Source organism: Sphingobacterium siyangense, assembly GCF_023277505.1.
Classification (GTDB): Bacteria; Bacteroidota; Bacteroidia; order Sphingobacteriales; family Sphingobacteriaceae; genus Sphingobacterium; species Sphingobacterium siyangense.
The window spans coordinates 803,462-822,328 of sequence record NZ_CP080574.1; the positions used below are offsets into that span (position 1 = coordinate 803,462).

Here is an 18,867-nt window from a genome sequence, read left to right on the forward strand (position 1 = left end):
GATCATGGGATTAAATTTTAAAAAAGATGTATTGATGAATTGGATCGAAGAAATTGGTAAATTTCTTCGCATATGGACAGAAGGTCATGATGCCTTTACGGAGCCGACTGATCCAGCAGTGTTTGAAGATGCTTATGAAAAATTCTTCGAAAAGAGCAGGGCCTATTTTTTAAATCTTTCCGAAAGTGAGCTTTCGGCATATCTCAAAACAGATCTTCAAATACAGCAACTACATCCATTGGCTTTAACCTTGTTGTTTGATGGTTTGAATGCTACAGATGGTAATCAGGAGAATTTACTTCGCAAAGCAAAGTTTATTTTGAATCTGGCGATGGCCGAAACGGCGAGCTTTGCCTTTCAGGATTATCAATATCTTGCTATGATCGATAACAAGTTGAAGAGCCTTTAAAGTTAAAAAACTGTCAGTCATGCAATGCCCAAAAAGGTTAGACACTTTTTGGGGGCATAACATGACTGACAGCTTAGCGCAGAATCTCGCGGGCGATCACCAGACGTTGGATTTCAGAGGTCCCCTCGTAGATTTGTGTGATTTTTGCGTCGCGCATTAACCTTTCGACATGATATTCTTTTACGTAACCATAGCCACCGTGGATCTGTACAGCTTCTACAGTGTGTTTCATGGCGACTTCCGATGCATATAGTTTGGCCATGGCAGCTTCTTTACCGTAAGGAAGTCCCTGGTCTTTCGTCCAAGCGGCTTTATACGTCAAAAGTCGAGCTGCCTCGATATCGACTTCCATATCGGCCAATTTAAACTGTATGGCCTGATGGTCCGAAATTGGCTTTCCAAAAGTCTTTCGCTCTTTTGAGTAAGCCAAAGCGAGATCATAAGCACCGGCAGCAATTCCTAAGGCCTGTGCTGCAATGCCGATACGACCACCATCGAGTGTTTTCATGGCAAACTTAAATCCGAAGCCATCTTCTCCGATGCGGTTTTCCTTAGGAACCCGGACATCGGAAAATAGAAGTGAATGGGTATCAGAACTGCGGATACCCAATTTGTTTTCCTTCGGACCAATGGTAAATCCCGTCAGTCCTTTTTCAACAATTAATACATTGATTCCTTTGTGGCCTTTTTCAGGATGTGTCTGTGCAATGACAAGATAGATATCGGCATGGCCACCGTTGGTGATCCAATTTTTTGTGCCATTTAGTAGATAGTGATCTCCTTTATCTTCGGCGGTTGTGTGCTGCGAGGAGGCGTCCGAGCCGGCTTCGGGTTCTGATAACGCAAAAGCACCAAGTTTCTCGCCCTTCGCTAAAGGAATCAGGTACTTTTGTTTTTGTTCCTCTGTACCAAAAGCATTGAGTCCATATAATACCAGTGAATTGTGGGCGGATACAATAACGGCCGCAGAGGCATCAATTTTGGCAATTTCTTCGAGAACAAGAACATAGGCCAATGTATCCATGCCAGCTCCACCATAAGCTTCGGGGGTCATGATACCCATAAATCCTAATTCGGCCATCTGCTTGACAAAATCTGTTGGAAATTTTGCGGCTTCATCGCGCTCGATTGCCCCAGCCTTTAGCTCCTGGGCGAATTCCCGCGCTGCGTCGCGGATCATTTTATGTTCTTCGCTTAATTCAAAATTCATGGCATTTCAGTTTTTTTGGTTCATCAGTTACCAAGTCGATAACTTATATATCTAATAAGATTTGCTCTCAAAAGGTTTTCTCCCAACTCACAATCGTTTTATGAGATCGGTGTACCACCATACTCAAATATACAAAATATATATTATGCAAGCATAGTAATTTAATAAATTACTTTTTATACTACTTTTGGTAATCATAATAAGTTTTTGGGTAAAATCCTTACTTTCAATTGGATTAGGTTTAGTTTTTTCATTTTAATTTAAAAAATTAAAGAATTACTTGTTTGCTAAATTTAATCTACTATATTTGTAGACTATATAATTTAAACACATTTAAAAAATAAGATTATGAGTTTAAGATTAGGAGATGAAGCGCCAAATTTTAAAGCGCAAACAACCATTGGTGAAATAGACTTTCACGATTATATCAAAGATAGCTGGGTCGTTTTCTTTTCGCACCCATCAGATTATACGCCGGTATGTACAACTGAGTTGGGCCGTACTGCAAAATTGAAATCTGAATTTGACAAGAGAGGTGTGAAGGCCATTGCACTAAGCGTCGATAATGTAAACGATCACTTGAATTGGATTAAGGATATCAATGAAACGCAAAATACCGAAGTGAATTTCCCGGTTATCGCTGATGAAGATCGTCATATATCGGAATTGTACGATATGATCCATCCAAATGCGTCCGCAACAGCGACCGTACGTTCCGTATTTATTATTGGCCCTGACAAAAAGATCAAACTGACGTTGACCTATCCAGCATCAACAGGTCGTAATTTTGATGAAATTTTACGGGTCATTGATTCTTTACAGTTAACAGCCGATTACCAAGTGGCTACACCTGCTGACTGGAAGCATGGTGAAGATGTTATTGTTGTTCCAGCGATAAAGACAGAAGATATTCCTGCTAAATTTCCAAAAGGGTTTAAAGAGATCAAACCGTATTTGAGAACGACACCACAACCTAATCTGTAAGAACTAGGCTTGAATTAAGGGGCAAAAAAAGGCAACGTTGAGAAAACGTTGCCTTTTTTTATAAGTTATAAATGCGTCCTAATAGACTTTAACCATGTAGATATAGTCTTGCATTTTCTTGATTTGTTCTGTTCTTGGTAAGCCTGCCAAGCTATTCTTTTTGTTGATCTTAAGACCAGTAACCAGTGAATCACTTGGGATGTCCGCTAAAGCATTCAAGATTGATTTCGTTTTGATTGCAAAGGCAGCACCATCTATGCCACGTTGTTTTCCGGAAATAATACCAATCACATTACCTCTGCTATCCAATACGGGACCGCCACTGTTACCTGGATTGACAGGCACGGAGATCTGATAAGCAATAGTATCACCGGCATAACCTGTTGATGAACTTAGGTATCCCTGACCATATACTGCTTCGTCACGAGGAAATCCGATCGTATAAATATCTTCGCCAAGATCTGAAGTCGATGTTTTGAATGTGTAAGGTAAGCTTTTAGCTTTCTTAAAGGTCTTATCTGCAATGTATAAAATAGCCAAGTCTTTGCTTGGATCGGTATGTACGATTTGTGCTTTATACGATTCGCCTTTGCTATTTTGCAAATAGATCGAATCTGCTCCACTAATGACATGGTAGTTGGTGACGACATAGCCATCTGTTGTCAGCATAAATCCTGTTGCGCCAAACTGGCTTTCGGTACCTTTTACTGATTTTTTGTCATTGATATCCCTGATTGCAGCGTTGTGAGCGTTGACGTTCTTTTTGACATTGTTCATGTCTCTACGTAGCGCACTGTAATCGGAAGATGCTTTCTCGAGGTTGCTGTAATAACCGCTCAGCCATAATGTGCCAAATACCGCAAATACCGCTACCACTGCAGCCACCAAAGAACTTGCTTTGATACGTTCCCAAAGTGAAATTACCGTTGATTGTTTTATAGGAACCACCTTTGCGGGTTTGTTTTGGGTTTTATGGTATTCTTTTGCTGATTGCGCTAATGCATTTTTGAAATCCAGCCGTTGACTGGTTTCTTTCATATTGGCAACAAATTCGCGGTGTTGTTGTAATTGGGCAGCATAGGAGGGCTGATCAGCACAAAAAGATTCAAATGCAGCTTTTTCTTCCGCCGATAATTCGCCGCGAAGATAGTGATCTGCTAATTCGAAAAATTCTTTTTGATTCATTGTTCCCATGGTGTTACACTAGTTTTAATCTGTTGAAAAAAATATTTTTTTCAGCCGTTGTAGGCATTTATACTTCTGAGTCTTGGCATTATCTGTATTGGTATAACCAAATTTTTCACAGATGTCCTGCATCGAATGGTTTAAGATGTAGAAATCATGTAAGATTGTCTTACAAGGTTCTCCCATTTTCTCTAAGGCAAGCTCCATTTGATCGAACTTTTTTTCAAGTTCTTGATGCTGTTGAAGATCTTCTTCCTCAAATAAGGAATCTTCATAACCTCGAATGTCACTATTGCCAAAACCAGCACGATTGAGTTGCTTAAGCCAAAGCCTTCTGCAAATCGAGTAAAGATATGTTTTTAGTTTGCTGCTGAGCTCAAAGTTCCCTTTGGAAACTTTATCGTAGAGCACAATGACAGCTTCTTGAAAAATATCTTTCGCTTCGTCCTCACTTCCATTGTTTTGCAAGATCATATGGCTTATAGACGGATAGTACCGCTTATAGATAGCATCTATCGCCAAGCTGTTGCCGTCTTTGATGCCTTCAATGATTTGCTCATCATTTTCTAGCAGGACTGATTTACTGAATTTACTCACCTATTAATACCTTAATGCTTAAATTGTAACCCTTTGAAAAATAAAATTCTTCGAAATATTTTCAAACGTAAACTTTTATTTGTTTAAAGCGAAATCTATCCCCAAAAATAAGGCTTATTCCTTGAAACCGAAAGCATTTGTTTTTTATTGAAATCTGCTGCTTTTGGGAGGACATCGTGATTTTTCGCCATCTCTATTTTTTATGTTTTTGCTTTATGTACAATTCTCGAAGGAAGCTCTTATGAAACGATTTTAACGTGCTATATGGCCTTTTTTTGTATCGAAAAAGTTTCGCAATCGAGTGCTTTAATAATCTGCTTGTTATTACTGCAAAATGAAGTTACATTTGGTTTCCTGGACTAAATTGCTTAATTACATTATGTTAAGAAACTCTGTTATTTTTTCAACGATTCTAGCCTCATTGCTGTCGCTGGACACTACTGTTGCGATAGGGCAAACGATTACGCCATCTATCGACGGTTTCCAGTATGGAGCTGCAATGGCTCCAAAAGGGAATGAATGGGAATCGCCTCAATTATTATCACTTAATAAGGAGTTGCCACATGCTTCGTTCTTCTCCTTTCAGAACGTAGAAAGTGCGAGAAAAGTACTTCCCGAGCACAGTAACTATTGGCTTTCGCTCAATGGATCCTGGAAGTTTAACTGGGTAAAGACTCCGGAAGAGCGACCAAAGGACTTTTATGATCCTAGTTATAATGTTGGAGCCTGGGAATCTGTTCCAGTCCCGATGAGCTGGAATATTTATGGTATACAGAAGGATGGAAGCCTAAAATATGGTGTACCTATTTATACCAACCAACGTGTGATCTTTCATCATCAAGTAAAGGTGGATGATTGGCGCGGTGGAGTCATGCGAACACCGGCCCAAGATTGGACAACTTATGTTTATCGTAATGAAGTGGGATCGTACCGACGCAACTTTACCGTACCTACTGATTGGGACGGTCGTGAGGTATTTATCAATTTTGATGGTGTAGACTCCTTTTTCTACCTGTGGATAAATGGCAAATATGTCGGATTTTCAAAAAATTCAAGGAACGTCGCATCTTTCAATATCTCACCTTACTTAAAAAAGGGTGCTGAAAATGTGTTGGCAGTTGAAGTTTACCGCAGTTCAGATGCTTCCTTTTTGGAAGATCAGGATATGTTTAGATTGCCCGGGATATTTCGGGATGTTTCCCTGACTTCAACGCCAAAAGTTCAGATTCGCGATCTAGCGGCTATTCCAGACTTGGACAGCAAGTACGAAAATGGTTCGTTGAAAATTACAAGTACTGTACGCAATCTAAGAAATAAGAAGGCTGAAGGGTATAAAGTTGTTTATTCACTTTATAAAAATAAGCTATACAGTGACGAGAATACCCTTGTTGACCAGACAGAAGCTTCATCGGCTGTGCCAACCCTGGATGGTCAGGTTTCCAATAGCATCGCAGCAACGTTGAACGTTAAAAATCCAGATAAATGGTCTGCCGAATTACCATATCGGTATACTTTGGTCGCTGAATTGAAGGATAAAAAGAACAAAACGATAGAGACTATTTCTACCTACGTTGGATTTAGAAAGGTTGAGATTAAAGACACCAAGGCTGATGATGATGAATTTGGCTTGGCCGGACGTTATTATTATGTCAATGGCAAGACGGTGAAACTGAAAGGTGTCAACCGTCATGAGACCAATCCTGAGCATGGTAAAGTAGTAACCAGAGAACAGATGGAAGCTGAGGTGAAATTGATGAAACGGGCGAATATCAACCATGTCCGGAATTCGCACTATCCAGAACCTGCTTATTGGTATTATTTATGCGATAAATATGGAATTTATCTCGAAGATGAAGCCAATATCGAAAGTCATGAGTATTATTATGGCAAAGAGTCTCTTTCTCATGTTCCTGAATGGAAAAATGCCCATGTAGCCCGTAATATCGAGATGGTGCATTCGACCATCAATCATCCGGCAGTGGTTATTTGGTCTCTAGGAAACGAAGCCGGTCCGGGTGATAATTTCGTGGCCGCCTATCAGGCTATTAAAAAAATTGATACATCACGACCTGTTCAATACGAGCGTAACAATACAATCGTTGATATGGGGTCCAACCAATATCCTTCGATAGACTGGGTAAGAGGAGCTGTAAAAGGTACCTACAAATTGAAATATCCATTTCATATTTCGGAATATTCACATTCCATGGGGAATGCTGTTGGTAACCTAATAGATTATTGGGAAGCCATCGAATCGACCAACTTTTTTATGGGCGGTGCCATCTGGGATTGGATTGATCAGGCCATGTATTATTATGATAAAAAGACCGGCGAACGCTTTCTTGCCTATGGTGGCGACTTTGGAGACAAACCCAATGATGGAACCTTTGTCAATAACGGGTTGATCTTTGCCGATATGAAACCTAAGCCACAGTATTATGAGGTAAAGAAAGTGTACCAAAATGCGGGCGTAAAAGCTGTTGATATTCAACAGGGGAAAATTGAGCTTTTCAATAAAAATTATTTTAAAGATCTATCCGATTATCAGGTTCAATGGTCGCTATATAAAAATGGGGTAGAGGTGAAAAATAGCAGGGGTACAATCAGTGCGACAGATCTGCCCGAGGCGCGCCAACGCAAGCAACTTGTATTGCCGATAAAATATGCGCAGTTGGATGCGGGATCGGAGTATTTTGTAAAAGTACAGTTTATTCTCAATACGGATCGACCTTGGGCAGCCAAAGGTTTTGTACAAATGGAGGAACAACTGTTTGTCAAAGCGGCCGAAAATAAACCGTTGATTTCATCTGTTGCACAAGGGGCGGCTCCGTTGCTTTCCAAAGAAGGTGATTTGCAGGTGGTCAAGGGAGATCAGTTTATCGTTAAGTTTGACAATAGAACTGGCTCGATATATAATCTAAACTATGCCGGTAAACAAGTTATCCGCGATGGTGAAGGTCCTAAATTGGATGCACTACGTGCTCCGGTGGACAATGACAACTGGGCTTACCAACAATGGTTTGAAAAAGGATTGCATAACCTGAAACATAAGGTTTTGTCTTCAAATAGCTATACCAAGAAGGATGGAACAGTTGTATTGGCGTTTACGATTGAATCGCAAGCACCTTATGGCGCATCACTGTTAGGTGGAACTTCTGGAACGTATACCCTTAAAGAACATACGGATAAGCCTTTTGGTAAGGATGATTTTAAATTTACAAGCAATCAGATCTGGACAATCTATAAGGACGGCTCTATTGAATTGTCGTCAAGTATTACATCCAATAATGCGAGTGTGGTCTTAGCTCGATTGGGCTATTCTTTGCAATTACCGACCGAGTTTGGCAATTATAGTTACTATGGACGTGGACCGATCAACAATTATGCTGACCGGAAGACTGCTCAATTTATTGAATTGCACAAAACTGCTGTAAAAGACCAGTTTGTGCCATGGCCTAATCCGCAAAATATGAGCAACAATGAAGAGGTGCGTTGGACAGCATTAACCAACAATAATGGTCAAGGAGCTATCTTTGTTGCAAAAAATCATTTGGCAACTTCCGCTTTGGAATATAGTGAGCTCGAACTGACATTTGCGCCACACCCTTATCAATTGCCAAAAAGTTCAGGTATACATCTACATCTAGATGCTGCGGTAACAGGATTGGGCGGTAATAGCTGTGGACAAGGGCCACCGTTGGAAAAAGACCGTGTGAAAGCAGTGCCAACGTCTATGGGCTTTATTATCCGACCGATTCAGAATAATGATATGATGGAGAAGGCTCAGGTAGCGGCTGCAGGCGATGCGCCAATTTCTTTAGCAAGAAGTTCTAACGGTGAAGTTTCTATTTTATCAGGTAATAAGAATGAACCTGTTGTATACAGTTTGAATAATGCGAAAGCAAGCGTCTACAATGCGCCTTTTGATTTACGTACTGGTGGTACCGTGACTGCTTGGTATCAGCATAATGAGAAATTAAAGGTAACACAGCAATACTCAAAAATCGAAACTATTCCAATGGAAGTTGTGTTTGCCTCAAGCCAAGAGACTGGCGAAGGGGATGCTAAGAACCTACTGGATGGAGATCCTTCCTCGATTTGGCATACGATGTATTCGGTTACCGTAGCACAGTACCCACATTGGGTTGATTTTGATGCTGGAAGTAGCAAAACAATTAAAGGCTTCACTTTTCTACCAAGACAGGATGGACCGAATGGTGATATCAAGGATTATAAGATTCAGGTGAGTAAAGATGGGAAGAACTGGGAAGATGTGATGTCCGGATCTTTTGAACGGAATAAAAAATTAAAAACTGTTCGATTCGAAAAGCCTGTGAAAGGACGTTATATCCGCTTTACTGGACTTAATTCCCAACGTGGTGACGATTATGCGTCGGGAGCTGAATTCGCTGTTATAGCTGAATAATTTGCTTTATATCGCATATTGAGCCAGCACCTGTCACAGGTGCTGGCTTTTTTGTTAGCGACCCTATGCTATGTTTAAATAGTGGTTGAAAAGGGTGATTGACCGTCTTACCCAAACTGGTAAGGTAAGGTAAGGTAAGGTAAGGTAAGGTAAGGTAAGGTAAGGTAAGGTAAGGTAAGGTAAGGTAAGGTAAGGTAAGGTAAGGTAAGGTAAGGTAAGGTAAGGTAAGGTAAGGTAAGGTAAGGTAAGGTAAGGTAAGGTAAGGTAAGGTAAGGTAAGGTAAGGTAAGGTAAGGTAAGGTAAGGTAAGGTAAGGTAAGGTAAGGTAAGGTAAGGTAGAATCTTGCGCGATAATTTTGCAAACTTATTACAAAGAATGTTCGCGCACTTCTGTATTTTTAGGCCAGTTTAAACTGTGGCAATCTGAACAGTATGGAAATAAATAAACTTGATAACGCGCCCTTTACGGCATATCAAAAACTTGTGGTGTTTTTATTGGCCATGACGCAATTTACGGTTGTGCTTGATTTTATGGTGATGTCACCGATGGGGGATATCCTGATGAAAGCCATAGATCTCAAACCGGCTCAATTTGGTATTGCGGTTTCGGCCTATGCCTTTAGTGCCGGTGCTTCGGGGCTGCTGACCGCGGGCTTTGCCGATCGTTTTGATCGGAAGAAACTGCTGTTATTTTTCTATTCTGGCTTTATTATCGGAACCTTCTGCTGCAGTTTTGCCAACGATTACTGGACGTTGGTTGCTGCACGAATCGTCACCGGGCTGTTTGGCGGCGTTATCGGCTCGATTTCTATGGCTATTATCACCGATATCTTTACGCTCCAACAGCGCGGACGTGTGATGGGCTTTGTGCAGATGGGCTTCGGTGCAAGTCAGGTCCTGGGGATTCCCATAGGATTATATATTGCAAATAATTGGGGTTGGCATAGTGCCTTCTTGTGGATTGCAGTGATGGCTTTGATTATTGTCGTTATTATAGCGGTCAAACTCATTCCTATTACGGCGCATATAGGTCTTCAGAAACATCAATCTGCGTTAAAGCACCTTTGGTTGACTTTTTCACAGCGAGAATACCGCGTCGGCTTTATGGCAACAGCTTTGCTATCCATTGGAGGTTATATGATGATGCCTTTTGGAAGTGCTTTTGCAGTCAATAATCTAAAGGTAAGCCACGAGCAGCTGCCGATGTTGTTTATGATTTCGGGTATTGCTTCATTGATTATTATGCCTATTGTAGGGAAATTGAGTGACCGTTACGATAAGTTTAAGATTTTTGCTTTCGCTTCCCTTTGGCTTATGATTGTCGTATTTATCTACACGAACCTAGGTGTTACGCCATTTTATATCGTTGTTATCTTAAACATTTTAATGATGGCCGGCATTTTAAGTCGGATGACGCCATCTTCGGCTTTGATCACTGCTGTTCCCGAGATGAAAGATCGGGGCGCATTTATGAGTATCAGTTCTTCGTTGCAACAGCTGGCAGGTGGTGTTGCTGCTTCATTAGCAGGTGTAATCATTGTCCAAGAAACAAAAGAAAGCCCCTTGGAACATTACCCGACATTGGGGATGATTGTTATTCTACTTTCCATTGTCGGTATTTTTATGATCTATCGGGTAAGTAGTATGATCAAAAAACGGCGCGCTGTTTCTTAAAACAAAATTGCCTTTATCGTTATTAGTTCTTAAAATATGAATTGTTAAAGAGAGATGGAATTATGGAAAAAATAGTTAGATATCCACATCCAAATGGAGAGATAACCGTCCTTTGGATACCGGAACGCTGTGTACATGCTGCAGTTTGTGTAAAGAGTCTGCCGAATGTGTATCATCCGAAAGATAAGCCCTGGGTTACGGCCCAAAATGCGAGTACGGCCGAATTGATTGAACAGATCAAGCACTGTCCTTCGGGAGCTCTTCAGTACGAATTAAAAAAATAATAGCTGTTGTATTGTTAAGGCAAAAAAAAAGCATCATTTATAATTAAATGATGCTTTTTTTGTTAGCGGTCTGGACGGGACTCGAACCCGCGACCCCATGCGTGACAGGCATGTATTCTAACCAGCTGAACTACCAGACCAACAATTGTGTTTTTAAAATTTTAGCGGTCTGGACGGGACTCGAACCCGCGACCCCATGCGTGACAGGCATGTATTCTAACCAGCTGAACTACCAGACCTAAAATCTTAAGGATTGTTTTTAATAATTTTTGGCGGTCTGGACGGGACTCGAACCCGCGACCCCATGCGTGACAGGCATGTATTCTAACCAGCTGAACTACCAGACCTAAAAATCTTAAAAACTTATTTTGTTAAAGAACGTATGAGATTTCTCTCTCTTTTGAAGCGGTCTGGACGGGACTCGAACCCGCGACCCCATGCGTGACAGGCATGTATTCTAACCAGCTGAACTACCAGACCTCAACCCTTCTCCTCAGAAGGTGTGCAAATATAGCGTTTGTTTACGTATCTGCAAAGATTTTTTGAAAAAAAACTAATCTACTTGGCCATCTTTCATCTTCTCTGCATTCTCAGCAAACTGCAATGCATCGATAATTCCTTGAATATCACCGTCCATAATTGCCGGTAAGTTGTACATCGTCATTCCAATACGGTGCTCCGTTACGCGACCTTGAGGGTAGTTATATGTGCGAATTTTTGCCGAACGGTCTCCTGTAGAAACCAAAGTTTTTCTTTTTGCAGCGATGTCGCCGTTCTTTTTGTTCAACTCGAGCTCATAAAGTTTGTTCCGCAACATCTCCATCGCTAACTCACGGTTGGCTAATTGGGAACGTTCTACCTGACAAACAACAACGATACCCGTCGGTTTATGCGTCAATTGTACCTTTGTTTCTACCTTGTTGACGTTCTGTCCACCAGCACCACCTGAACGGGATGTCTGTAATTCAATATCACCCGGATTGATCTCAACATCGACATCTTCAGCTTCTGGTAACACAGCTACTGAAGCTGCAGAGGTATGTACACGGCCTTGAGTTTCGGTATCCGGAACGCGTTGTACACGATGTACTCCTGATTCGTATTTCAATTGTCCGTAAACGTCTTCACCGATAACTTTTAAAATCACCTCCTTGTAACCGCCAGAGGTTCCTTCGGTAACGTCCATTACTTCGTTGCGCCAGCCTTTGGTTTCGAAATAACGTGTGTACATACGGTAAAGGTCACCCGCAAATAAGGCTGCTTCATCACCACCTGATCCACCACGAATTTCGATAATGGCATTTTTCGCATCTTCAGGATCCTTCGGAATAAGCATTAGGCGAATTTCTTCTTCTTTTTCTTCTTTTGCTACGTATAAAAGATCCAATTCCTCTTTGGCCATCTCACGAAGTTCTTGATCCTTCTCGTTCATGATGATGTCCTTATTGGTATCAATATTACTCACCATATTTTTGTAAATATGGTATTGGTCCACAATTTTGCCCAAATCTTTGTACTCTTTATTCAATTTGGCAAAACGTTTCATATCTTGCATGGTATCAGGGTTGCTCAATTCAGCTTCCACTTCTTCCCATCTTTCTTTTATCGCTTGTAATTTGTCTAACATATATCAAAAATGCTTCTTCTAGGAATGTATGACCTAGATTACTATTGAGTGTACAAAAGTAAGGAAATTTTGTTGCTTTTAAACAACCTAGCCTGCTATTAATGAGAGGAAACTGCTTTTAGTCCTACGATGGAAGCAATCAGCGTGAAAATAAAGAATATGCGCCAGAAATCTGCTGGCTCCTTAAAGAAGAAGATCCCCATTAAAACAGTACCTACCGCACCTATTCCGGTCCAAACAGCATAAGCGGTGCCCAAGGGAAGTGTCTGTGTGGCTTTGATCAATAAGCCCATACTTGCAAATAGGAATACAACAAAGGCACCATACCAGAACCATTGCCCATTCCCGGTTGCATCCTTGGCTTTACCCAAACACGTGGTGAAACCAATTTCACATAATCCGCCCAATATTAAAAATATCCAGTTCATATCGTTTTCTATTTTTTATTTTGGTACAAAGTTCCAGCTTTTGGCCGATAATAATTTTTACAAATGTTAAAAATTTGTGTGAATAGTTGCGCGAATCCGACTTAAGGTTACCTGACTGACGCCGAGATAGGAGGCGATGTAACCAAGTTTGATCCGCTGGATATATTGGGGGTATTTTTGAAGTAACTCGGCATAGCGCTCTTGGGCAGTATTAAAGAGCTTGGACATGGTTCGTTGTTCGGCCTTGATGAATTCAAGTTCAGCCATCTTTCTTCCCCAGTTTGCAATGGCAATATCACTTTCGTAGAGGTCAAAAAGTTGCTTTTGGTCTATCTGATAAACAACACTATCCTCCAAAAGGTCTATGTTTTCATAACCTGGGGTATCATGGACATAACTATTCATGGATATGAGTGTTCCACCAGGTGAAACAAAATCAAGGGTAATCTGGCGGTTGGCCGTCTCGTAGTAAACGCGGGCTAATCCTGAAGCCAAAAAATAGATGTCTTTTTGAATTTTGTCCTGTTCGATCAACAGGCTATTTCTTTTCGCCGTAATTTTCTTACTGACCCGCTCCAATTTTGCAGCACTTTCAGGCGTTAGAAAGTGATAACCATTCAGGCAATCGGATAAAGAAATTAGGATTTGCTCGCCCATTTTTCCAAACGTAAAGTTGCACCATCCCAAACTGCATAGGTATGGTAATTGATCCATTCCCCTAAATTTAGAATACGACTATTGGCGTTCAGCTCAACATCATAGGGAAGATGTCTATGGCCAAAGATATAGTAGTCGTGATGTTGGGTTGACTCCAGTTCCTTTGCATAACCGATCAACCATTCTTTGTCTTCGCCCAGAAACTTTTCGTCCTCATTATTCGAAAGTCTGCTATGTTTGGACCAACGTGTCGCGATTCCGATTCCGAGATTTGGGTGCAACCGTGCAAATAGCCATTGACAGAGACGGCTCCGAAATACTTTCTTGAGTATCTTGTATTTGTAATCTCCCGAACCTAAACCATCGCCGTGGTGAATGTAAAAATGTTTTCCGTTGAGTTGTAACTCCAGCTCATTGTCGATGATGCGTACATTTAATTCCTTTTTGAGGTAATCAAACATCCACATATCGTGGTTGCCTTTAAATAAAGTAATGGGAATGCCGAGATCTGCAATTTCGGCTAATTTACCCAAAAAGCGGATATAGCCTTTTGGGACAACAGTCGCATATTCAAACCAGAAATCAAAAATATCACCAACAAGATAGAGCTGTGCAGCATCTGTTTTGATCTGGTCCAGCCACTGTATAATTTGCAGCTCCCTTTCCCGTGAACGTTCCAAGGGGTAAGATCCAAGATGAAAGTCGGAGGCAAAATAAATTTTTGTTCTTGTTGACATGTGGCCAAAACTAAAAAAAATGGAGGCGAATACAAAATTCGCCTCCACAATATATTTTGCTATGATTTAGATAATTCGGTGATCAGCGCTTTTAGATATTCCGTAGCATCGGGATCAATGCGCTTCAAGGACTGCTGAAGTTGATCTGGATAAGCACTTTTTATTGCCATGATTGAACTTGCAATAACCATATAGGATTTGTCAGCTACAGCATTCAGAATTAGATTTTTGTATTTTTTATCTTTTGTCTGTGCAAGCTTTTGAATCGCAGAGGCACGTATAACAGAGGCTTCGGACTTCTCTGCAAGTGCCAAGATGGTTTTTTCGGCTGACTTGCGCATCGCGGGATTGCTTAGATCGAGACCTTGAATCGCTGTTGCGGCAAGATCCGCATCGGTATCCGCCAATGCTTTTGTTAAGATTTGCTGGCTGATGGTATTTGTCGGATTTTTTGAGGCATAGGCAATCGCACCGACGCGGTTGGCAAATGAAGGTGCATGCTCATATTGATATAGATAGTCGGCATCTGATTTATCGATTTGAATTTGACCCACGAGTGTTTTTTCGGGATCAATATCAATAAATTCAACAGCAGCAGGTAGCGGGATCATAAATTGGGCATTCCGCCTGTTGAGTTGAAATGTCTGTCTGATCTTCCCATTTTTGGTGTAGATATCGACGGCCAAGGGAAGCTGGAAAGTCTGTACCGTAGAATCTTGAATTTGGGCTACATTCAGTATGACACTGTTCTCTCCGTTTCTTGTTGTGATCTTCAAAATTGGATGTCCGCCTTGGTAATACCATTGATTGAAGTACGGAGCCCAGTCTTTGCCGGTCACTTCTTCCATTGCTAGACGGAGCTGTTGCGGCTCGCCGGTTTTAAAGGAATTGTCTGTCAAGTATTTTTTCAACGATTGATAGAACGCTTCATCACCCATTTGCTCTTTTAGGGCATAGAGAATCAATGAGCCTTTCGCATAGCTGATATTATCAAACATATCTTCTTTATCATGATAATAATAACGGGCTAAAGTCGGGCTTTTCCCATTTTTAGTCGATTTGAGATAGGACTGGAGTTTTTCAAATCTAGATTTATCTCCACGATCTTTACCGCCATCGTGCTCACGCCAGATAACTTCGCCGAAAGTGGCAAAAGATTCGTTCATGGTTAAATTGGACCAAGATTCTGCTGTGACCAAATCACCAAACCACTGGTGAAATAGTTCATGCGCAATCGTTCCTTCCTGATTATCGTCCAACAATTCGCGTTTCGTCTTTTGTACATGTTCGCCATGTAGTGTTGCACTTGTATTTTCCATGGCACCTGAGACATAATCGCGACAGACGATCTGTGCATATTTATTCCAAGGGTAAGGAACACCCAAAGTCTTGCTGTAGAAGTCCATCATCGCTGGTGTCTTACCGAAGATATCTTTGGCATAGGGCGCATATTTCGGTTCAAGGTAATAGTCAACGGGGATATTGTTGTATTTGTCCTGATAGATTTTAAAATCACCAACGGCCATCATAAATAGATATGGGGCATGTGGTAAATCCATTGTCCAGGTATCTGTACGGGTACCGTCATTATTTTTCTGTTGCTTGCTCAATACACCATTCGATAGGCTGACATAGTTGTCAAGAACGGTCATGGAGATTTCTGCTGTCGTCTTTTGGTTGGGGCGATCAATCGTCGGGAACCAGGCTGATGATGCTTCAGTCTCACCTTGTGTCCATATTTGACGAGGTTTGTTCGGCATGCGTTCATCAGGGTTGATAAAATATAGTCCCTTAGCATCGTTAATCGCTGCGCTGCCCTGAACTTTTAATAAGTTGGGTTTTGCTGTGTAATCGAGGTATACTGTATATTGTTCCTTGGCAACGTAATTACGGTCAAGCTTAATCAGTATCGAATGATCATCATAGGTATATTTTAAGGGAATCAATTGTGAACCATTGACCAAAGAAACCTGTTTGATATCCATGCCTTTTGCATCGAGGCGAAGAGAGTCCGTTGGGTAGAAATGAGGTTTTAATGTAACCCACTCTTTTCCATTGAGGAATTGATTGGTATAGTCAAAACGAACATCCAGCTTGGTGTGGACAAGATTGTTGATCTTCGTAGGAGTGGCTCGATATTGTTGATCTATGGGAAGTTGTTGTGCTTCGCTTATTCCAATTTGAAGAATGGAAATTGACAAAGAGAGATATATGACTTTTTTAAACATTGTTGTGATATTTTCAAGATTTAAATAAATCTAAAGAAATTTCGGTTGCTATGAAAATATACCGCAAAGAAATATGTGTATAATGTTGCTGGATAGGTTGTTGTGCGTTAAAAAATGCAGGTGTATCGTATATTTTAAGATAAGAGATCGATAAATTTATTTATATTCAACTCAAATTGAATTTTCAGGTGCTAAGTGAATAAAACTTAGGTTGGTTGAAACAAGTAGACGATTTTTTATGATAAACAAAAATTTTGGCCTTATTCTAATGATGATAGGTATGGCAGGTACGGCGACGACCGGTTATGGACAACAGTTAACATATCCGAAGACAAATAAAGGAACCGTCGTGGATGAATTTTGGGGTGAAAAGGTTGCAGATCCTTACCGCTGGTTGGAGGATGATCGTTCAGCCGAGACAAAAAACTGGGTACAGGCAGAGAATAAAGTGACTTTTGACTATTTAAATGCAATTCCATTCCGTACAAAATTAAAAGATCAATTAACCGAAATATGGAACTATGAAAAAATAGGGACTCCGTTTAAGGAAGGTGCATATACTTATTTTTTTAAGAATAACGGCTTACAGCAACATGCTGTGCTTTATCGTAAACTAGGGGAGACGGGAGGAGAAGAAGTTTTCTTGGATCCAAATACATTCTCGAAAGATGGATCAACTTCATTGGCCGATGTTTCGTTTTCAAAGGATGGCAGCTTAGTCGCCTATTCTATTTCTGAAGGAGGATCAGACTGGCGGAAAGTCATTGTACTGAATGCCAAGGATAAGTCGCCTGTAGGTGAAACGCTAGTGGATGTCAAATTCTCCGGTATTGCATGGAAAGGAAATGATGGTTTTTATTACTCGAGTTACGATAAACCAAAAGGATCTGAACTTTCTGAAAAAACAGACCAACATAAATTATACTACCATAAACTAAAAACAGCCCAATCTACAGATAAATTGATTTTTGGTGGCCCTGCAACACCGAGACGTTATGTAGGAGCTTCATTAACAGACGATCAACGTTACCTGATTATTTCCGCTGCAAATACGACAACAGGAAATGAACTTTATTATCAAGATCTCAATCAACCGAATGGCAAGATTGTCTGCCTACAAGATCATTTTGACGCAAATACAGGTGTCGTTGACAATATTGGGGATAGTTTCTTATTGGAGACGAACTACAAGGCTGCCAACAACCGTTTGGTAAAAGTTGATTTGAAGAATCCTTCCAAGGAGAACTGGAAAGATGTTATTCCAGAGACTGAAAATGTACTTTCGATCAGTACAGGTGGAGGCTATCTTTTTGCAAACTATTTGAAAGATGCCGTTTCGGTTGTGATTCAATACGATTATACGGGTAAAAAGATTCGGCAAATAGAATTGCCTGGTGTGGGTACGGCGAGTGGCTTTTCGGGTAAGAAAAAGGAAAAAGAAATCTATTTTGGTTTTTCAAATTACATTACACCTTCTTCAAGTTATAAGTTTGACGTAAATTCTGGGCAGTCTACACTTTATATCAAACCTAAGGTGAAATTTGATTCCGATCAGTATGAATCGAAACAGGTTTTCTACACATCCAAAGATGGTACTAAGGTTCCGATGATTATTACGTACAAAAAGGGGATTGTCTTAAATGGGAAAAACCCAACGATTGTGTATGGCTATGGCGGCTTTAATATCAGCTTGACACCTGCCTTTAGTACTTCCGTTGCGGTTTGGTTGGCAAATGGTGGTGTTTATGCTGTTCCGAATCTGCGCGGAGGCGGTGAATATGGTCAGAAATGGCATGATGGCGGTAGACAGTTCAATAAATTGAATGTATTTAACGATTTTATTGCCGCGGCACATTATCTTCAGGAGAATGGTTATACATCACCCGAGTATACTGCTTTATCGGGGGGCTCCAATGGTGGCTTGCTTGTTGGGGCAACAATGACAATAGATCCCAAAGTAGCCAAGGTCGCACTGCCTGAGGTTGGTGTTTTGGACATGTTGCGTTATCATACCTTCACAGCTGGTGCAGGTTGGTCCTATGATTATGGTACGGTCAGTGATAGCAAAGAAATGTTTGATTATCTGAAAGCATATTCTCCGGTGCATAATGTGAAATCTGGGGTTTGTTACCCTGCGACGATGGTCTTTACCGGAGATCATGATGATCGGGTGGTACCGGCGCACTCCTATAAGTTTGCTTCCGAACTGCAGGCAAAGCAAGCTTGTGATAACCCCGTATTGATTCGTATTGAGACAAAAGCTGGCCACGGTGCGGGACGGTCAACAGAAGTTCTGATCAATAGTACAGTTGATAAATATGCTTTCGCGCTCTGGAATATGGGTATTAAAGAGTTAAAGTAAGTAGACAGTTTTCCAATGCTCAATGCATTATCTGTTGGTTCAAAGCACTGTCTGTAGAGC

General features: G+C 40.9%; 15 protein-coding genes and 4 tRNA genes. 6 read left to right on the forward strand and 13 right to left on the reverse strand.

Going from position 1 to position 18,867, the window contains the following annotated elements; all coding sequences use genetic code 11:
- Positions 1-4 precede the first annotated feature (4 nt).
- Positions 5-409: a hypothetical protein gene (locus K2F45_RS03315; RefSeq protein WP_248932999.1), complete on the forward strand. Its 405-nt coding sequence runs from the start codon at positions 5-7 to the stop codon at positions 407-409.
- A 73-nt stretch (positions 410-482) separates the two neighbouring features.
- Here the strand turns inward: K2F45_RS03315 and K2F45_RS03320 are convergent, their stop codons facing one another.
- Positions 483-1,619, reverse strand: a complete 1,137-nt coding sequence (locus K2F45_RS03320; RefSeq protein WP_145331039.1) for an acyl-CoA dehydrogenase — start codon at positions 1,617-1,619, stop codon at positions 483-485.
- Between the two features lie 348 nt (positions 1,620-1,967).
- On the opposite strand from K2F45_RS03320, the gene K2F45_RS03325 reads away from it, so the two are divergent.
- Positions 1,968-2,603, forward strand: coding sequence for a peroxiredoxin (locus K2F45_RS03325; protein ID WP_248933000.1), 636 nt, complete (start codon positions 1,968-1,970; stop codon positions 2,601-2,603).
- A 78-nt stretch (positions 2,604-2,681) separates the two neighbouring features.
- Here K2F45_RS03325 and K2F45_RS03330 read toward each other — a convergent pair whose 3' ends face one another.
- Both K2F45_RS03330 and K2F45_RS03335 read right to left on the reverse strand, forming a co-directional pair.
- Complete coding sequence (locus tag K2F45_RS03330) at positions 2,682-3,797, reverse strand: S1 family peptidase (RefSeq protein WP_075990960.1); 1,116 nt, start codon at positions 3,795-3,797, stop codon at positions 2,682-2,684.
- 15 nt (positions 3,798-3,812) lie between these two features.
- Complete coding sequence (locus K2F45_RS03335) at positions 3,813-4,385, reverse strand: RNA polymerase sigma factor (RefSeq protein WP_075990961.1); 573 nt, start codon at positions 4,383-4,385, stop codon at positions 3,813-3,815.
- A 379-nt stretch (positions 4,386-4,764) separates the two neighbouring features.
- Here K2F45_RS03335 and K2F45_RS03340 point away from each other — a divergent pair, with 379 nt between their 5' ends.
- On the forward strand, positions 4,765-8,811 hold the full coding sequence (locus K2F45_RS03340) for a glycoside hydrolase family 2 TIM barrel-domain containing protein (protein ID WP_248933001.1): 4,047 nt from the start codon (positions 4,765-4,767) through the stop codon (positions 8,809-8,811).
- Here K2F45_RS03340 and K2F45_RS03345 read toward each other — a convergent pair.
- A complete protein-coding gene (locus K2F45_RS03345; protein WP_248933002.1) occupies positions 8,798-9,172 on the reverse strand; it encodes a hypothetical protein in 375 nt (124 codons plus the stop codon). The genes K2F45_RS03340 and K2F45_RS03345 overlap by 14 nt on opposite strands.
- A gap of 70 nt (positions 9,173-9,242) precedes the next feature.
- On the opposite strand from K2F45_RS03345, the gene K2F45_RS03350 reads away from it, so the two are divergent.
- Positions 9,243-10,484 (forward strand): MFS transporter, encoded by a 1,242-nt coding sequence (locus tag K2F45_RS03350; protein WP_075990962.1) that lies wholly within the window; start codon positions 9,243-9,245, stop codon positions 10,482-10,484.
- Between the two features lie 62 nt (positions 10,485-10,546).
- Complete coding sequence (locus K2F45_RS03355) at positions 10,547-10,768, forward strand: (4Fe-4S)-binding protein (protein WP_088160155.1); 222 nt, start codon at positions 10,547-10,549, stop codon at positions 10,766-10,768.
- 66 nt (positions 10,769-10,834) lie between these two features.
- Here K2F45_RS03355 and K2F45_RS03360 read toward each other — a convergent pair.
- From K2F45_RS03360 to K2F45_RS03400, 9 genes are all read right to left on the reverse strand, one after another.
- Positions 10,835-10,908 (reverse strand) — tRNA-Asp (locus K2F45_RS03360).
- Positions 10,909-10,933: 25 nt separating this feature from the next.
- A tRNA-Asp gene (locus tag K2F45_RS03365) sits at positions 10,934-11,007 on the reverse strand.
- A gap of 31 nt (positions 11,008-11,038) precedes the next feature.
- Positions 11,039-11,115, reverse strand: a tRNA-Asp gene (locus tag K2F45_RS03370).
- A gap of 59 nt (positions 11,116-11,174) precedes the next feature.
- Positions 11,175-11,248: transfer RNA gene (locus K2F45_RS03375), tRNA-Asp, on the reverse strand.
- A 73-nt stretch (positions 11,249-11,321) separates the two neighbouring features.
- Positions 11,322-12,395 carry a peptide chain release factor 1 gene (gene prfA / locus K2F45_RS03380; RefSeq protein WP_046672315.1) on the reverse strand — a complete coding sequence of 358 codons (1,074 nt, stop codon included), beginning with the start codon at positions 12,393-12,395 and terminating at the stop codon, positions 11,322-11,324.
- Positions 12,396-12,493: 98 nt separating this feature from the next.
- Positions 12,494-12,823: a DMT family transporter gene (locus K2F45_RS03385; RefSeq protein WP_075990964.1), complete on the reverse strand. Its 330-nt coding sequence runs from the start codon at positions 12,821-12,823 to the stop codon at positions 12,494-12,496.
- 66 nt (positions 12,824-12,889) lie between these two features.
- Positions 12,890-13,480: a Crp/Fnr family transcriptional regulator gene (locus tag K2F45_RS03390; protein WP_083663477.1), complete on the reverse strand. Its 591-nt coding sequence runs from the start codon at positions 13,478-13,480 to the stop codon at positions 12,890-12,892.
- Positions 13,462-14,217, reverse strand: a complete 756-nt coding sequence (locus tag K2F45_RS03395) for a UDP-2,3-diacylglucosamine diphosphatase (RefSeq protein ID WP_248933003.1) — start codon at positions 14,215-14,217, stop codon at positions 13,462-13,464. The genes K2F45_RS03390 and K2F45_RS03395 overlap by 19 nt, the downstream gene beginning before the upstream one ends.
- 59 nt (positions 14,218-14,276) lie before the next feature.
- On the reverse strand, positions 14,277-16,445 hold the full coding sequence (locus K2F45_RS03400; protein ID WP_248933005.1) for a M1 family aminopeptidase: 2,169 nt from the start codon (positions 16,443-16,445) through the stop codon (positions 14,277-14,279).
- A 238-nt stretch (positions 16,446-16,683) separates the two neighbouring features.
- Here K2F45_RS03400 and K2F45_RS03405 point away from each other — a divergent pair, with 238 nt between their 5' ends.
- Positions 16,684-18,807, forward strand: a complete 2,124-nt coding sequence (locus tag K2F45_RS03405; RefSeq protein WP_248933006.1) for a prolyl oligopeptidase family serine peptidase — start codon at positions 16,684-16,686, stop codon at positions 18,805-18,807.
- Positions 18,808-18,867: the final 60 nt, after the last annotated feature.

What these genes read in the sequence shown, in the direction of transcription:
- K2F45_RS03405 (WP_248933006.1), top strand. Translation starts at nt 16,684, where the DNA reads ATGATAAACAAAAATTTTGGCCTTATTCTAATGATGATAGGTATGGCA.
- K2F45_RS03320 (WP_145331039.1), bottom strand. Translation starts at nt 1,619, where the DNA reads ATGAATTTTGAATTAAGCGAAGAACATAAAATGATCCGCGACGCAGCG.
- K2F45_RS03395 (WP_248933003.1), bottom strand. Translation starts at nt 14,217, where the DNA reads ATGTCAACAAGAACAAAAATTTATTTTGCCTCCGACTTTCATCTTGGA.
- K2F45_RS03350 (WP_075990962.1), top strand. Translation starts at nt 9,243, where the DNA reads ATGGAAATAAATAAACTTGATAACGCGCCCTTTACGGCATATCAAAAA.
- K2F45_RS03325 (WP_248933000.1), top strand. Translation starts at nt 1,968, where the DNA reads ATGAGTTTAAGATTAGGAGATGAAGCGCCAAATTTTAAAGCGCAAACA.
- K2F45_RS03340 (WP_248933001.1), top strand. Translation starts at nt 4,765, where the DNA reads ATGTTAAGAAACTCTGTTATTTTTTCAACGATTCTAGCCTCATTGCTG.
- K2F45_RS03390 (WP_083663477.1), bottom strand. Translation starts at nt 13,480, where the DNA reads ATGGGCGAGCAAATCCTAATTTCTTTATCCGATTGCCTGAATGGTTAT.
- K2F45_RS03385 (WP_075990964.1), bottom strand. Translation starts at nt 12,823, where the DNA reads ATGAACTGGATATTTTTAATATTGGGCGGATTATGTGAAATTGGTTTC.
- K2F45_RS03355 (WP_088160155.1), top strand. Translation starts at nt 10,547, where the DNA reads ATGGAAAAAATAGTTAGATATCCACATCCAAATGGAGAGATAACCGTC.
- prfA (WP_046672315.1), bottom strand. Translation starts at nt 12,395, where the DNA reads ATGTTAGACAAATTACAAGCGATAAAAGAAAGATGGGAAGAAGTGGAA.
- K2F45_RS03400 (WP_248933005.1), bottom strand. Translation starts at nt 16,445, where the DNA reads ATGTTTAAAAAAGTCATATATCTCTCTTTGTCAATTTCCATTCTTCAA.
- K2F45_RS03315 (WP_248932999.1), top strand. Translation starts at nt 5, where the DNA reads ATGGGATTAAATTTTAAAAAAGATGTATTGATGAATTGGATCGAAGAA.
- K2F45_RS03330 (WP_075990960.1), bottom strand. Translation starts at nt 3,797, where the DNA reads ATGGGAACAATGAATCAAAAAGAATTTTTCGAATTAGCAGATCACTAT.